14 protein-coding genes and 3 tRNA genes are annotated in these 13,586 nt (G+C 76.0%); 9 read left to right on the top strand and 8 right to left on the bottom strand.

The genetic code is table 11. The features are described 5' to 3' along the window. Positions 1-129 precede the first annotated feature (129 nt). Positions 130-1,338: a serine hydrolase domain-containing protein gene (locus ACYP53_RS07585; protein ID WP_459646967.1), complete on the top strand. Its 1,209-nt coding sequence runs from the start codon at positions 130-132 to the stop codon at positions 1,336-1,338. A gap of 40 nt (positions 1,339-1,378) precedes the next feature. Here the strand turns inward: ACYP53_RS07585 and ACYP53_RS07580 are convergent, their stop codons facing one another. After that, complete coding sequence (locus ACYP53_RS07580) at positions 1,379-2,338, bottom strand: LysR family transcriptional regulator (RefSeq protein ID WP_189913421.1); 960 nt, start codon at positions 2,336-2,338, stop codon at positions 1,379-1,381. 165 nt (positions 2,339-2,503) lie between these two features. Between ACYP53_RS07580 and ACYP53_RS07575 the strand changes: the two genes are divergently transcribed. Together ACYP53_RS07575 and ACYP53_RS07570 are read left to right on the top strand one after the other, a co-directional pair. Beyond that, a complete protein-coding gene (locus tag ACYP53_RS07575) occupies positions 2,504-3,424 on the top strand; it encodes a zinc-binding dehydrogenase (RefSeq protein ID WP_459646966.1) in 921 nt (306 codons plus the stop codon). 40 nt (positions 3,425-3,464) lie between these two features. Next, a complete protein-coding gene (locus ACYP53_RS07570; protein ID WP_459646965.1) occupies positions 3,465-4,577 on the top strand; it encodes an alpha/beta hydrolase family protein in 1,113 nt (370 codons plus the stop codon). Here the strand turns inward: ACYP53_RS07570 and ACYP53_RS07565 are convergent. From ACYP53_RS07565 to ACYP53_RS07545, 5 genes are all read right to left on the bottom strand, one after another. After that, positions 4,563-5,078: a DUF3995 domain-containing protein gene (locus ACYP53_RS07565; RefSeq protein WP_459646964.1), complete on the bottom strand. Its 516-nt coding sequence runs from the start codon at positions 5,076-5,078 to the stop codon at positions 4,563-4,565. The two genes, ACYP53_RS07570 and ACYP53_RS07565, sit on opposite strands and share 15 nt — an antisense overlap. Before the next feature lie 136 nt (positions 5,079-5,214). Further along, positions 5,215-5,288, bottom strand: a tRNA-Phe gene (locus ACYP53_RS07560). A 27-nt stretch (positions 5,289-5,315) separates the two neighbouring features. Then, positions 5,316-5,389 (bottom strand) — tRNA-Asp (locus tag ACYP53_RS07555). A 63-nt stretch (positions 5,390-5,452) separates the two neighbouring features. After that, positions 5,453-5,525 (bottom strand) — tRNA-Glu (locus tag ACYP53_RS07550). Between the two features lie 160 nt (positions 5,526-5,685). Beyond that, positions 5,686-6,027: a metallopeptidase family protein gene (locus ACYP53_RS07545; RefSeq protein WP_189913567.1), complete on the bottom strand. Its 342-nt coding sequence runs from the start codon at positions 6,025-6,027 to the stop codon at positions 5,686-5,688. A 70-nt stretch (positions 6,028-6,097) separates the two neighbouring features. Here ACYP53_RS07545 and crcB (ACYP53_RS07540) point away from each other — a divergent pair, with 70 nt between their 5' ends. The 6 genes from crcB (ACYP53_RS07540) to ACYP53_RS07515 all read left to right on the top strand — a co-directional run bounded on the left by crcB (ACYP53_RS07540) (position 6,098) and on the right by ACYP53_RS07515 (position 11,769). Next, the gene (gene crcB, locus ACYP53_RS07540) at positions 6,098-6,622 is read left to right on the top strand and encodes a fluoride efflux transporter CrcB (RefSeq protein WP_459646963.1); all 525 of its coding nucleotides are present in this window, start codon (positions 6,098-6,100) and stop codon (positions 6,620-6,622) included. Next, entirely contained in the window at positions 6,619-7,005 is a 387-nt protein-coding gene (locus ACYP53_RS07535; protein ID WP_459646962.1) for a DUF190 domain-containing protein, read from the top strand. Before crcB (ACYP53_RS07540) ends, ACYP53_RS07535 begins: the two co-directional genes overlap by 4 nt. Next, a complete protein-coding gene (gene crcB, locus ACYP53_RS07530) occupies positions 7,002-7,376 on the top strand; it encodes a fluoride efflux transporter CrcB (RefSeq protein ID WP_189913427.1) in 375 nt (124 codons plus the stop codon). The genes ACYP53_RS07535 and crcB (ACYP53_RS07530) overlap by 4 nt, the downstream gene beginning before the upstream one ends. 188 nt (positions 7,377-7,564) lie before the next feature. Then, on the top strand, positions 7,565-8,302 hold the full coding sequence (locus tag ACYP53_RS07525; protein WP_189913428.1) for a hypothetical protein: 738 nt from the start codon (positions 7,565-7,567) through the stop codon (positions 8,300-8,302). Between the two features lie 195 nt (positions 8,303-8,497). After that, positions 8,498-10,747, top strand: coding sequence for a DEAD/DEAH box helicase (locus ACYP53_RS07520; protein ID WP_189913429.1), 2,250 nt, complete (start codon positions 8,498-8,500; stop codon positions 10,745-10,747). Positions 10,748-10,935: 188 nt separating this feature from the next. Then, the gene (locus ACYP53_RS07515; protein WP_189913430.1) at positions 10,936-11,769 is read left to right on the top strand and encodes a TIGR02452 family protein; all 834 of its coding nucleotides are present in this window, start codon (positions 10,936-10,938) and stop codon (positions 11,767-11,769) included. A gap of 27 nt (positions 11,770-11,796) precedes the next feature. On the opposite strand, the gene ACYP53_RS07510 is transcribed toward ACYP53_RS07515, so the two are convergent. Both ACYP53_RS07510 and ACYP53_RS07505 read right to left on the bottom strand, forming a co-directional pair. Further along, positions 11,797-12,141: a hypothetical protein gene (locus ACYP53_RS07510; RefSeq protein WP_459646961.1), complete on the bottom strand. Its 345-nt coding sequence runs from the start codon at positions 12,139-12,141 to the stop codon at positions 11,797-11,799. 95 nt (positions 12,142-12,236) lie between these two features. Next, positions 12,237-13,331, bottom strand: a complete 1,095-nt coding sequence (locus tag ACYP53_RS07505; RefSeq protein ID WP_189913432.1) for a hypothetical protein — start codon at positions 13,329-13,331, stop codon at positions 12,237-12,239. Positions 13,332-13,586 lie beyond the last annotated feature (255 nt).

Genomic DNA, 13,586 nt, shown 5'->3' with positions numbered 1-13,586 from the left:
GTGCCGTGCGCCACAGTGGTTCCCGGACGACATGACCGACGGTCAAGGGGTGTCGACCGAACGTCACGGGCCGCCACGGGCCGTCGAGGATCGTCACGGACCGCCGAGGACACGGGAAGGTGCTCACCGATGGGCAACACGGCAGGGTTCCACGCCAAGCGGCTGAGCCGGATCCCCGAGGTCCTCGGCGGGCACGTCGAACGAGGCGGAGTGCCAGGCCTCGTCGCCGCCGTGGCCCGCGACGACGAACTGCACGTCACGGTCCTCGGCAGCCACGACGTGGCCGGCACCGCCCCGATGCGGCGCGACACCCTGTTCCGGATCGCCTCGATGTCCAAGCCGGTCACCGCCGTGGCCGCGCTCACCCTGGTCGAGGAGTGCGTGCTGCGGCTGGACGACCCGGTCGACGACCTGCTGCCCGAACTGGCCGGCCGCCGGGTGCTGCGCCGCCCGGACGGCGAGCTCGACGACACCGAGCCCGCCGCCCGGCCGATCACCCCGCGCGACCTGCTCACCTTCGGGCCCGGTTACGGCCTCGCCATGCTCCCGCCCACCGCCCCGATCGTCCGGGCCGCGGCCGAGCGCGGCGTCAACGTCCAGCCGCCCCTGGGCGACTACCCCGACCCCGACGAATTCCTGCGTCGCCTCGGCGAGTTGCCGCTGCTCCACCAGCCCGGGGCCGGCTGGCACTACCACACCGGCTCGACCCTCCTGGGCATCCTCGTCGCCCGGGCCTGCGGCCGCCCGCTCGGCGACGTGCTGCGCGAACGCGTCCTCGACCCCCTCGGCATGCGGGACACCGGCTTCACCGTCCCCGCCGACCGGCTGCACCGCCTGCCCGTCCAGTACGTCCCCGACCTGGGCAGCGGCGAACTCGTCCCCTACGACGACCCGGCCGACAGCGCCTGGGCCCGGCCGCACCGCCTCCAGGACGGCGGCGCCGACCTCGTCTCCACGCTCGACGACTACCTCGCCTTCGCCCGCATGCTCCTCTCCGGCGGGGAGGGCCCCGACGGCGTCCGGGTCCTGTCCCGCCCCACCGTCGAGCTGATGACCACCAACCACCTCACCCCCGCCGTCCTCACCGCCTCCGCCCCGCTCCTGGGCCGCCCCGAACTCACCGGCTGGGGCTTCGGCGTCTCCGTCGCCACCACCCGCACCGGCCTCGCCGCCCCCGGCCGCTACGGCTGGGACGGCGGCCTCGGCACCGTCTGGTTCAACGACCCGGCCGAGCGCCTCACCGGCCTCCTGCTCACCCAGCGGATGTTCGAGACCGCCACCCCGCCGCCCGTCGCCCGGGACTTCGAGACCCTGGCCTACCAGGCCCTGGCGGGCTGAGCGGGCCTCCGGCCGGGGTGGTACTACGGCCGGAGTGGTCCTACGGTCGGAGCGCGGCCTCGTCCGCGTCCGGGAGCCAGTCCCGGGCCGGGTCGTACTCCAGCCACCGGCCGCGGGCCGCCTCGGTGGTGAACGCCTCGACCAGCCGGTCGAGTTGGGGGTTCGGCCCGCCGGAGGCCTCCTCCCGCCAGAGCAGCGACCAGGCGTACAGCGGGGTCGGGTCGGCCAGCGGCACGGTCCGCACGCCCGGGTGGTCGGGCAGCGGAGTGTCCGCCGGGACGAGGGAGAAGCAGGACGGGTCGTCCCGGACCTCGTCCAGGAAGTGCTCCAGCCCCAGATTGGTCGAGCCGACCCGGTCCTGGACGTCGAACCGGTCGGCGAACCGGGTCAGGAAGTCCAGCCGGTCCACCGCCGCCGGAAAGCGCAGCACACCGCCGCGCAGCTCCGCCGGCCGCAGCACGTCACGGCCGGCCAGCGGATGGGCGGCGCTCAGCAGCGCGTCCACCGGCTCCAAGCGGACCAGACGGTGCGTCAGCCCCGCGTCACCGCCGTCCGGCAACGGATGCACCCGGCCGAACCCGGCGTCCGACTCCCCGCGCAGCAGCGCCGCCGCCACCGACGGCAGGTCCCGGCCCGGCACCGGCTCCACCGACAGCCCCGGCGCCGCGTCCACCGCCCGCGCCAGCGTCCGCATCGGCGCGTACAGGTGCCCCCACACGTCGATCCGCAGCGGCCGCGCCGCACACCCCACGGCCGCCACCGCCCGCTCCCCCTGCGCCAGCACCCGCCGGGCCGGCTCCAGGAACCGCCGCCCCGCCCCGGTCAGCGCCACCCCGCGCGCGTCCCGCTCCAGCAGCCGCACCCCCAGCGCCCCCTCCAACCGCGCCACCCGCTTCGACAGCCCCTGCTGGCTGATCCCCAACCGCCCCGCCGCCCGCCCGAAGTGCAACTCCTCGGCGACGACGACGAACCCCCGCACCTGCGCCAGATCCAGATCCACCCGGGCACCCTAGGGCCTGCCTGCGCGCCCCGGCCCACCGGCCGCCAGGCTGCCCGGCGTCCGAGCTGCCACCACTCCCGTCGGTTGTCGTGGGCGGGCGGTGGTTGTTGGACCGGGGGGTGCGGGGCCGGGTGGGGTGTGGGGGTGACCGACGGAGGAGTGGGGATGAAGGCGCTGGTGGCGACGGGTCGGGCGGCGGAGCCGGTGCGGTTCGCGGAGGTGGAGCAGCCGCGGCCGGGGCCGGGGGAGGCGCTGGTGAAGGTCGAGGCGTTCTCGGTGAACCGGGGCGAGACGTTCCAACTGGAGGCGCCCCGGGCCGGGGGGCGGCCCGGGAAGGACGTGGCCGGGCTGGTGGTGCAGGCCGCCGCCGACGGGTCGGGGCCCGCCGTGTGCCGGCGGGTGGTGGGGCATCCGCCGGCCGGGGGGTGGGCCGAGTACGTGTGCGTCCCGACGTCCTCGCTCGCCGAACTGCCCGACCGTCTGGACGCCGTCCGGGCCGCCGCGCTGCCGCTCGCGGGCCTCACCGCGCTGCGGCTGCTCCGTACGGCGGGCGCGCTGGCCGGGCGGCGGGTGCTGCTGACCGGGGCCTCCGGGGGCGTCGGGCACTACGTCACCGAGCTGGCGGCCGCCGCCGGGGCCGAGCTGACCGCCGTCACCGCCTCCCCGGAGCGCGGCCGGCGCCTCACCGAGCTGGGCGCCGCCGAGGTGCTCCACGACCCGGCCGAGGCGCGCGGACCGTACGACCTGGTGCTGGAGTCCACCGGCGGCGCCGCGCTGCCGGTGGCGCTGGCCCGGCTGGCCCGGCGCGGCACCCTGATCTGGTTCGGCCAGGCCTCCCGGACGCCCGCCACACTCGACTTCTTCGACTTCTTCAAGGGCCCGGAGTCGGCGGTCGTCCGGCACTTCCACTACGCCGACTCCGACGTGCCCGACGGCGAGGACCTGGCCACCCTGGTGCGCCTGGCGGACGAGGGCCGGCTGACCCCGGAACTCGGCCGGGTCGTGCCCTGGGACGAGACCGCCGCCGTGCTCACCGACCTGCGCGAGCGCCGGATCCGCGGCAAGGCCGTGCTGACCGTCTCCTGAAACCCCCGCCCCCACCCCGGAGCCCTGAAGGGACCCCACCGTGCCCGACCCGTCCTTGCCCTCCCTCCCCTCCCTCCTCGACACCCCCGGCCTGCTGGCCGCCTTCGTCGCCGAGAACCGCCCGCGCGCCCACGGCGCCGGCCTCGACCCGTACGAGTACGCCCGGGTCACCGACCCGCTGACCTCCCTGCACGACTGGCCGGCCGCCTGCCGCGCCGCCGGCCGCCGGTACACCGGGGCGGCCGGGAGGGCGGCCGCCGAGGGCCGTACGGTCACCGCCGGTGAGGCGTACCGCAGTGCCGCCCGCTGGTTCCACCTCGCCGGGCTGCTCCCGCACCCCGACCGGGCAGCCGCCGCGGAGGCCGCCGAGGAGGCCGACGAGGCGATGCGGCGGGCGCTGGAGCTGTTGGACCCGGGGGCGGAGCGGGTGGCCGGCGAGGGCTTCGCGGGCTGGCTGCGCCGCCCGGCCGCTGCGGCCGGCACCGGGGCGGACGGCACCGGCGCGGACGGCCTCCCCGTGGTCGTGGTGGTGCCGGGGATGGACTCCGGCAAGGAGGAGTTCCACGCGGTCGTCGAGGCCCTGCTGGCCCGCCGGGTCGCGGTGCTCGCCGTCGACGGGCCCGGGCAGGGCGTCCTGGCGGCCACCAGCGCGCCGGAACCGGAGTACCACCGGGTCGTCGGGCGCGCCCTCGACGCGCTGGCCCGCCACCGGGACCTGGACCCCGCCCGGACCGCCGTCATCGGCCTCAGCCTGGGCGGCTACTACGCCGCGGAGACCGCCGCCCACGAGCCCCGGCTGCGGGCCGCGGTGACGGTCAGCGGTCCCTACCGGCTGGACTGGGACGGCCTGGTCCCGTTCGTCACCGAGACCCTGGCCCAGCGCTGCGGCGGGTACGAGGCGGCCCGCGCCTTCGCCGGCCGGGTCGACCTGACCGCGCTCGCGCCGCGGATCGCCGTCCCGCTGCTGGTGGTCGAGGGCGGCGAGGACCGGATCCCGGGCGTCACCGCCGCCACCGCCCTGGCCGAGCACGCCCCCGACGCCGAACTCCTCCTCGTCCCGCACGGCAACCACCTGCTCGGCACCGCCCTGCCGGACTGGCTGCCCGCCACCGCCGACTGGCTCACCGCGCGGCTCGACTCAGCGCGCGGCTGAACCCGGGACCGAGGCCGAGCGCGAGGCGGACCGGAGCGACGCCCGGTGGCCGAGCGAGGTGAGGGCGAAGAGGAGGCCGCCGACCAGGAAGAACGGCTCGTAGCCGAAGGCGGCGAACCGGGCCATCGCGTCCAGGTCGGCTCCCGAGCGGCTGCCGAAGGCCAGGGCGAACCAGTCCGGCACGGACGGCGCGGCGTGCAGCACCAGCAGCGCGGTGGTGCCCCACAGCGCCCCGGTCAGCAGCCGCGCCGGCACCCGCCGGCCCCACCGCCGCAGCGGCGCCAGCGCCACCGCCGCGGCCACCGCGCACAGCGGGACCGCGATCACGTCGATCACCAGCAGCGGGGTGCTGCTCCACACCGACCGGCCCTCCGGCAGCCCGAGCCGCCCGTCGGCCAGCCAGTACAGGTGCACCAGGGCGAAGGCCACCGCCCATCCCGCCGCCACGTACCCGGCCCGCCCCGCCACCCGGTTCCAGCCCGTGTCCCTCGTCGTCTCCATGCCCCAACGGTCCCGCCCCACCACCCCCCGCCGGATCCCCCCGCGGTCGCGTCCCCCTCCCCCCGCAGGGGGATCCGCCCGGCCGGTGGAACGACGAAGCCCCCGTAGCGAATTCGCTACGGGGGCTTCCTGGTTGTGGCCAGGGCCGGGGTCGAACCGGCGACCTTCCGCTTTTCAGGCGGACGCTCGTACCAACTGAGCTACCTGGCCGTACTGCACCGTCTCTTGCGAGACGAGCGATCCCGACGGGACTTGAACCCGCGACCTCCACCTTGACAGGGTGGCGAGCTAACCAACTGCTCCACGGGACCTGGTAGTGGCGAACCACTAAGGTCTTGCGGCACTGCACTTTACTACGGTCATGCGGTACTGCGTGCCCCCAACGGGATTCGAACCCGTGCTACCGCCTTGAAAGGGCGGCGTCCTGGGCCACTAGACGATGAGGGCTTGCGGCCTGTCCCGCTGTTTCCAGCGTTCGGGGACGTCGAGAAGCATATGGGATGCCGGGCGGATCGCCAAAACGGGTTTCGGCCGGGTGGGTGGGGCCGGTGCGGGGCGGGGTGCGGGAGGGGTGTCGGGTGGGGCTGCGGGCGGGTCCGGGGAGGGGTCAGGACCAGCCGAGTTCGTCGAGCTCGTGGTCGTCGAAGCCGAAGTGGTGGGCGACCTCGTGGATCACGGTGGTGCGGACCTCCTCGACCACCTGCTCGCGGGTGTCGCAGTGGCGCAGGGTGGGGCCGCGGTAGATCAGGATGCGGTCGGGCAGGACGCCCGCGTACCACTCGCCGCGTTCGGTGAGCGGGGTGCCCTCGTAGAGGCCGAGGAGTTCCGGGTCGCTGGGATCGGGTTCGTCCTCGACGAAGATCGCGACGTTGTCCATCATGGCCGCGAGCTGCGGGGGAATCTGGTCGAGGGCGTCGCTGACCAGTGTTTCGAACTCTTCCCGGGTCATCTCCACCGGATCATTGTCGGGTCTGGGGTGACGGTGTGCCAGGTGGCGGAGGCCGGTGTTTGATGGGGCTATGACGACCTCGGAGGACGCCCTGGGCGGCACGGTGGAGGGCCCTCCCCGGACGCCGCCGGTGGCGGCGCGGGTGCGCAGCCGACCGCCGGTGCTCCGCGGGCAGGGGCCGGCCGTGGCGGTGGTCGCGGTCGGTGGGGCGATCGGGGCGGTGGCCCGGTACGCGGCCGGGCTCGGCTGGACGACCGGGCCGACGGCCTTCCCGTGGACGACGCTGCTGGTCAACGTGGTGGGCTGCGCGGTGATCGGGGTGTTCCTGGTGGTGATCACCGAGGGGCGGCAGGCGCATCCGCTGGTGCGGCCGTTCTTCGGCACCGGGGTGCTGGGCGGGTTCACCACCTTCTCGACGTACGCGGTGGACGTCCGGCGGCTGCTGGAGGAGGGCCGGCTGGGGCCGGGGCTGGCGTACCTGGGGCTGACGCTGCTGGGCGCGCTGGTCGCGGTGTGGGCGGCGGCCGGGTTGACCCGGCGTCTGGTCCACCGCGCGGTGCGTCGCGGGGCCGAGGCGCGCGGGGGTGCGGGGTGAGCCGGCTGAGCGGGCCGGCGCTGCGGCTGACGGTGCTGGTCGGCGAGAGCGACCGGTGGCACCACCGCCCGCTGTACAGCGAGGTCGTGCACCGGGCGCGGGCGGCCGGGCTGGCCGGGGCGAGCGTGTTCCGGGGGATCGAGGGGTTCGGGGCGTCGTCGCTGGTGCACACCACGCGGCTGCTGTCGCTGAGCGAGGACCTGCCGGTGGCGGTGGTGATCGTGGACGAGGAGGAGCGGGTGCGGGCGTTCCTGCCGGAGCTGGACGGGCTGGTGGCGGAGGGCCTGGTGCTGCTGGACCGGTGCGAGGTGGTGACCTACGCCGGGCGCGGCCCGGCCGGGGGCGGCCACTCGGCCGGGGGCCGGGGAGTGGCGGCGGAGTGAACTGGCTGCTGGTGGTGGTGGGTGCGGTGGTCGGCGCGCCGCTGCGGTACCTGACCGACCGGGCGGTGCAGTCCCGGCACGACTCGGTGTTCCCGTGGGGGACGTTCACGGTGAACGTGGTCGGCTGTCTGATCCTCGGGACGGTGACCGGGGCGGTGGCGGCGGGCGCGGCGTCCTCGAACCTCCAACTCCTGCTGGGGACGGGGCTCTGCGGCGCGCTGACCACCTACTCGACCTTCTCGTACGAGACCTTGCGGCTGGCCGAGACCGGCGCCGGGCGGTACGCGCTGGCGAACGTGGCCGGCAGCGTGGCGGCCGGGCTGGCCGCGGTGTACGCCGGGGCGGAGCTGGCCGCGGCGCTCTGGGGCTGAGGTGCTCCGGGGCTGAGGCGGCGCACCGGCGTACCGGCGGACCCGCGGACCGGCGGCCGAACGGGCCCGGACGGGGCCGGGGGCGAACTGCCGTGCTGCCCGTGTCCCGTCGGGCGGGCGCGCGTTGGGCACCGAAAGCGGCCGCGCGCGAGTGGGCGGCCCGGGTGGGGCGGTAGAGAGGGACCTCGGTGGCTTCGGTACGGGCGGTGCGGGCGGTTCGGGCAGTGCGGGCGGTACGGGCGGCGCGGGTGCGGGTGGAGGCGGCGGGGACGGCCCCGGTGCGGCGGGTGGCGGTCCTGCGCTCGCGCGCGGTACGGGCGGCGGCGGTGCTGACGGTGGCCGGGCTGGGGCTGACCGGGTGCATGTCGGTCGGTCCGGCGGCCGAGGAGAAGCACGGCGGGGTGACGCCGGTCGGGCAGGCCGGTCCGGCGGGCAAGCCGGGTGCGACGGGCGGGCCCTCGGCCTCGCCGGGGGCCGGGCACCCGGGCGGTGCCTCGGGGCGCCCGGAGCGGCCGGGGGGCCTGCAGGCCGAGAACGCGCCGGGCGGGGCCACGGCCTCGGCGCCGGGCGAGGTGGTGCCGGGGGCGAACGGCGCGGTCGCCGGGGCGGTGCCGGTGCCGGCGCCCGTGGACGGCGCGCCGGGCGGCGGTTCGGCGGGCGGGGCGAACACCAGCCCCGCGCCGCACCCGGGCGGCGGCGCTTCGGCCGGCCCGGGCGGTACGGCGGGCTCCGGCGGTGCGGGCGGCACCGGCGACGGCCGTTCCGGCGGTGCGGCGGGCACCCCCTCGGCCACCCCGAGCAGCCGCCCGTCGAGCACCCCCGAGCCCGAGCACAGCACGCCTCCCGCGACCGTCCCGCCGTCCCCGGAGCCCTCCTCGGGTAGTTCCGGTTCTTCGGCCCCGAGCCCGCACGCGGGTGCGCACTAGTGGCTTGGCCAGGGCATTTGCCTCGGATCCCGTGGTTCCTCTATGGTGGTAGATCGTTCGTTTGATTCATTTGATTGGCGCCCTATTCCCATCTGGCGCCCTTGGCGCGTTCCGGCGATCCGTGGCTGACCGCATAGAGGCGGTTGTGAAACAGAACCCCGGACTTTGGCGCGTGCCACTTCCGGAAGGTTTTGCATGTCTCTCGTTGACGACGCCCGCTTCGCCATGCCCGCGAACGAGGCCGCCGCCGATGTCACCGACACCATCGACACCATCGACACCGCCGCGGACGAGGTGATCGCCGAGGCCGTGGAGGCCACCGAGGAGGCGGCCGCCGAGCCGACCATCACCTTCGGCGACCTGGGCCTGCCGGACGAGGTCGTCCGCGCCCTCGCCAAGCGCGGCGTCACCACCCCGTTCCCGATCCAGGCCGCGACCATCCCGGACGCCCTGGACGGCAAGGACGTGCTGGGCCGCGGCCGTACCGGCTCCGGCAAGACCCTCAGCTTCGGCCTCCCGCTGCTGACCCGCCTCGCCGACGGCGAGCGCACCAAGCCCAAGCACCCGCGCGGCCTGATCCTCGTCCCGACCCGTGAGCTGGCCATGCAGGTCGCCGACGCCCTGGAGCCGTTCGGCTCGGTGCTCGGCCTCAAGCTCAAGGTCGTCTGCGGCGGCACCTCGATGTCGAACCAGATCTACGCGCTGGAGCGCGGCGTCGACGTCCTGGTCGCCACCCCCGGCCGTCTGCGCGACCTGCTGAACCGCGGCAGCGCCAAGCTCGCCGACGTCCGCACCGTCGTGCTCGACGAGGCCGACCAGATGGCCGACATGGGCTTCCTGCCCGAGGTCACCGAGATCCTCGACCAGGTCCCGGACGGCGGCCAGCGCCTGCTGTTCTCCGCCACCCTGGAGAACGAGATCGACACCCTGGTCAAGCGCTACCTGAAGAACCCGGTCACCCACGAGGTCGACCCGTCGGCCGGCGCGGTCACCACCATGACCCACCACATCCTCGTGGTGAAGCCCAAGGACAAGGCGCCGATCACCAACGCGATCGCCGCCCGCAAGGGCCGCACGATCATCTTCGTCCGCACCCAGATGGGCGCCGACCGCGTCGCCGAGCAGCTCATCGAGGCCGGTGTGAAGGCCGACGCGCTGCACGGCGGCATGACCCAGGGCGCCCGTACCCGCGTCCTCGGCGACTTCAAGGACGGCTACGTCAACGTCGTCGTCGCGACCGACGTCGCCGCCCGCGGCATCCACGTCGACGGCATCGACCTGGTCCTGAACGTGGACCCGGCCGGTGACCACAAGGACTACCTGCACCGCTCCGGCCGCACCGCCCGGGCCGGCCGCTCCGGCGCCGTCGTCACCCTGGTGCTGCCGCACCAGCGCCGTGGCGTGTTCCGCCTGATGGAGGACGCGGGCGTCGACGCCTCGCGCCACATCCTCGACCACGCCTTCGACGCCGAGGTCGCCAAGATCACCGGCGCCCGTTCGCTGACCGAGGTCCAGGCCGAGAGCGCGGCCGGCATCGCCGGTGCCGCCGAGCGCGAGCTCGCCGACATGACCCGCCAGCTGGAGCGCGCGCAGCGTCGCGCCACCGAGCTGCGCGAGGAGGCCGACCGTCTGGCCGCCCGTGCGGCGCGCGAGCGGGCCGAGCTGGGCATCGAGGACGAGGCTCCGGCCGCCGCCGAGGAGGCCGGCGATTCCGCCGAGGCCGCTCCGGCCGCCGAGGCCCCCGCCGCGTCGCAGACCGAGGACCGCGCTCCGTCGTACCGCGAGGCCCGCACCGAGCGCCCGGCGTTCAACCGTGACCGTGACGACCGCGGTGGCCGTTCCGGTGGCTTCAACCGTGACCGTGACGACCGTGGCGGCCGCTCCTTCGGCGACCGTGACGACCGTCGCTCGGGTGGCTTCAACCGCGACCGTGACGACCGTGGCGGCCGTTCCGGTGGCTTCAACCGTGACCGCGACGACCGTGGCGGCCGCTCCTTCGGCGACCGTGACGACCGTCGCTCGGGTGGCTTCAACCGCGACCGTGACGACCGCGGCGGCCGTTCCGGTGGCTTCAACCGTGACCGCGACGACCGCGGCGGCCGCTCCTTCGGCGACCGTCCGGCCCGCTCCGGCGGTTTCGACCGTGACCGCGGCGGCGACCGTGGCGGCTTCAACCGTGACCGTGACGACCGCGGTGGCCGTTCCTTCGGCGACCGTCCGGCCCGCTCCTTCGGTGGCGACCGCCCGGCCTTCAACCGTGACCGCGACGACCGCGGCGGCAGCAGCCGTCCGTTCGCGCGCCGCGACGACCACCGCGCCGGTGGCCGTCCGCAGGCCGACCGCGGTGGCTTCAACCGTAGCGGCGGCGGTTTCGACCGCGACCGCGGCGGCGACCGCGCCGGTGGCTTCAACCGCGACGACCGCAAGCCGCGCTGGAAGAACTGACCCCGTACGGGCGGTAGTCGACCGCCCGGCCGGCTGAACGTACGAAGGGCCCGCTCCGTCCCCCGGAGCGGGCCCTTCGCGTTCCCCCGATACCCCCCGACACCTCGTCGTGCTCCCCCCGAGGTGTTGTTCTGGAAGTGAGAATAACCTGTGGCGCCCGGACGCGGTAGTCCCGTACCGTCCACGACATGAGCAGCAGACTGCATGACGTGGCACGGGTGAACGAGGAGATCGCCGAGCGGGGGAGCTACCGGACGGCCGGCGGCGAACTCGTGCCGGTGGGGGAGCGGCTGACGGCGGCCCGGGCCGGCACGGTGTCGTACGCGCCGTCGGCGCTGGACGCCCTGGTGGCAGCCGGCGGGCCCGGGCCCGGCCCGCGCGGGAGCGTCGAGGTGACGGCCGAGGGGAGCGTCGAGGCCGCCCGGCGCCTGGTCGAGGCCGGGGCCGGCCCGGTCGGGGTGCTGAACTTCGCTTCCGCCCGCAACCCCGGCGGCGGGTACCTGCGCGGCGCCCGCGCCCAGGAGGAGGACCTGTGCCGCAGCGCGCTGCTGTACAGCTGCCTGCTGGAGGCGCCGGACTACTACGAGGCGCACCGGGCCTCCACCGACCTCCGGTACAGCCACCGGGTGATCGTCTCGCCCGGCGTGCCGGTGATCCGGGGCGGGCGCGGCGACCTGCTGGCACGGCCGTACCCGGTCACCTTCCTGACCTCGCCCGCGCCCAACGCCGGTCAGCTGGAACGGCGTTCGGCCGGCACGGACGTCCGCGGCGTGCTCGCCGAGCGGGCCGTGCGGGTGCTCGCGGCGGCCGCCGAGCACGAGGTGCGCGCCCTGGTGCTCGGGGCCTGGGGCTGCGGGGTGTTCCGCAACGACCCGGCGCAGGTCGCCGAGGCCTTCGAGGGCGCGCTGGCCCGGTACGGGGCGGCCTTCGAGCGGGTGGTGTTCGCGGTCTGGGACCGCTCGCCGGTCTCGGCGAACCGGGCCGCCTTCGAGACCCGGTTCGGCGCGGCGCGCGGGGCCTGACGAGGCCTTCCCGGTTCGTGACGGGCTCTAACGGGTCCTGCGGTTGCGGGCGGACAGTGCCGTGGCGGCCGTGGAGGCCGCCGCGACCACGCCGGTGACGGCGAACACGGACGGCCAGGCGCCGATCCGCTTCGCCAGCGGGTGCGAGCCGCCGAAGGCCGCCACGTACAGACCGGTCAGCACCGCCGCGGTGGCCGTACCCGAACCGCGGCGCCACTGCGCGGCCGCCCCGGCGCCGGCCACCGCCAGCACCGCGCCGCCCAGCTCGCGCCGGCCGCTCCAGCGGGCGACGCCGTAGCCGCCGACCAGACCGCTCGCCGCGGTCAGCGCGGCGGGCGCGGCGGCCGCGAGCACGTTCGGGACCTTCGCCATCGTCGACTCCACTCCTCGGGGCTGTGTCGGTCGTCCGACCATAACCCGGCCCCTCCGGCGGCCCGCCGGGGGCTGCCCCGGCGGGACTCCGCCCTCTACCGGAAGGCCTCCGCGGCGGGCTTCCCCGGGACGGTCCTGGCCAGCCACCGCGCCGCCTCCGCCGGGTCGAGCACCCGCTCCAGCCGCAGGTCGCCCGGCACCTCCTGGATGAACCGCCCGGCCGACCAGCTGCGCTCGTACGGCAGCGGCTCCAGCACCAGGGTGCGCACCCCGTCCAGCACCGGGATGTCGCTCGGGGTGCCCTCGTTCCAGAGCCAGCCGCCGTCCGGGGCGACCAGGTTGAAGGCGCCGGACGCGATCAGCCGGCGGCCGTCCAGGAAGGCGGTACGGGCCAGCGCCACCACCTCCGGGTCCTGCCGGGCGCCGGGCAGGTGGCCGCCGCCGATCAGCACGTCGGCCAGCAGGGTGTGCAGCTGGAAGGTGTCGCTCAGGCCGCTCATCCGCAGCAGGTAGCCGGTGCCGGTGGGGCGGTCGAGCACCAGCAGCGGCTCCTCGTCCAGCATCAGCGCCAGGTGGGCGAGGCCCTTGAAGTCGTGCCGCTCGCCCTCGTACCGGGCGAACAGCTCCACGAGCACCTCGGTCACCCCGGCGGCACGGGCCTCGGCCCGGACCGGGGCGTGCGCGTACACCGCCCAGGCCGCCTGCTGCCACAGGTGCAGTGTCCACCAGCCGACCACGGCCAGGTGGGCGTTCCACTCGTCCAGCAGCGCCGGGTCGGCGATCCGCTCGTGCGCCTCGGCCGGGTCGTCCTGCTCCGGGTCCGGCAGCGGGCCGCCGCCGGTCTCGGCCCAGCGCCGGGCCAGCACCCGCGCCCCGCTCAGCGCCCCGCGCAGGCCGGCCAGCACCGGGCCGGCGCAGGCGACCGGATCGGCGCCGTGCTCCACGCAGGCGCCCACCACCATGGCCAGGTGGGAGCGGGGGAACGGCGGGGCGTCCGGCAGCAGCGCGGCCAGCCGGGGGCCGGCCGCCGCCCGCTCCTCCGGGGCGGCCGAGCCGAACAGCCCGCCGACCGGGCCGAGCGCGGGGCCGAAGCGCTCGTCGTCCCCGGCGGCGACCACCGCCTCCAGTTCGGCCACGGCTTCGAGGAGGGCGGGCTGCTGACGGTGCGACGGAGTCTGCTCGGTGGACATTCGCCGCAGCATAGGCGGCCCGGCCGGTCCGGTCGAAACGCCCCCGCGCCCCGGCCCGGTGACGGATACTCGCGCGGTGACCGCGTCCTCCGTTTCCTCCGGTGGCCCCGTTTCCTCCGGTGCTCCCGTCTCCCACGGTGTCCCCGTCTCCCACGGTGTCCCCGTCGCCCACGGCGCTCCCGTTCCCGCCGGTGCCCCCGGCCGCACCGGTCGCCCCGGCGCTCGCGTTCCAGCCGGTGCCCCCGGTAGCCCCGG

It is taken from the genome of Kitasatospora sp. Ki12 (genome assembly GCF_054601375.1).
The sequence above is the reverse complement of the archived record's forward strand: the minus strand, read 5'-3'. Positions and strand labels throughout refer to the sequence as shown.

What these genes read in the sequence shown, in the direction of transcription:
- crcB (WP_459646963.1), top strand. Translation starts at nt 6,098, where the DNA reads ATGACGACCTCGGAGGACGCCCTGGGCGGCACGGTGGAGGGCCCTCCC.
- ACYP53_RS07545 (WP_189913567.1), bottom strand. Translation starts at nt 6,027, where the DNA reads ATGACCCGGGAAGAGTTCGAAACACTGGTCAGCGACGCCCTCGACCAG.
- ACYP53_RS07505 (WP_189913432.1), bottom strand. Translation starts at nt 13,331, where the DNA reads ATGTCCACCGAGCAGACTCCGTCGCACCGTCAGCAGCCCGCCCTCCTC.
- ACYP53_RS07575 (WP_459646966.1), top strand. Translation starts at nt 2,504, where the DNA reads ATGAAGGCGCTGGTGGCGACGGGTCGGGCGGCGGAGCCGGTGCGGTTC.
- ACYP53_RS07515 (WP_189913430.1), top strand. Translation starts at nt 10,936, where the DNA reads ATGAGCAGCAGACTGCATGACGTGGCACGGGTGAACGAGGAGATCGCC.
- ACYP53_RS07520 (WP_189913429.1), top strand. Translation starts at nt 8,498, where the DNA reads ATGTCTCTCGTTGACGACGCCCGCTTCGCCATGCCCGCGAACGAGGCC.
- ACYP53_RS07585 (WP_459646967.1), top strand. Translation starts at nt 130, where the DNA reads ATGGGCAACACGGCAGGGTTCCACGCCAAGCGGCTGAGCCGGATCCCC.
- ACYP53_RS07565 (WP_459646964.1), bottom strand. Translation starts at nt 5,078, where the DNA reads ATGGAGACGACGAGGGACACGGGCTGGAACCGGGTGGCGGGGCGGGCC.
- ACYP53_RS07510 (WP_459646961.1), bottom strand. Translation starts at nt 12,141, where the DNA reads ATGGCGAAGGTCCCGAACGTGCTCGCGGCCGCCGCGCCCGCCGCGCTG.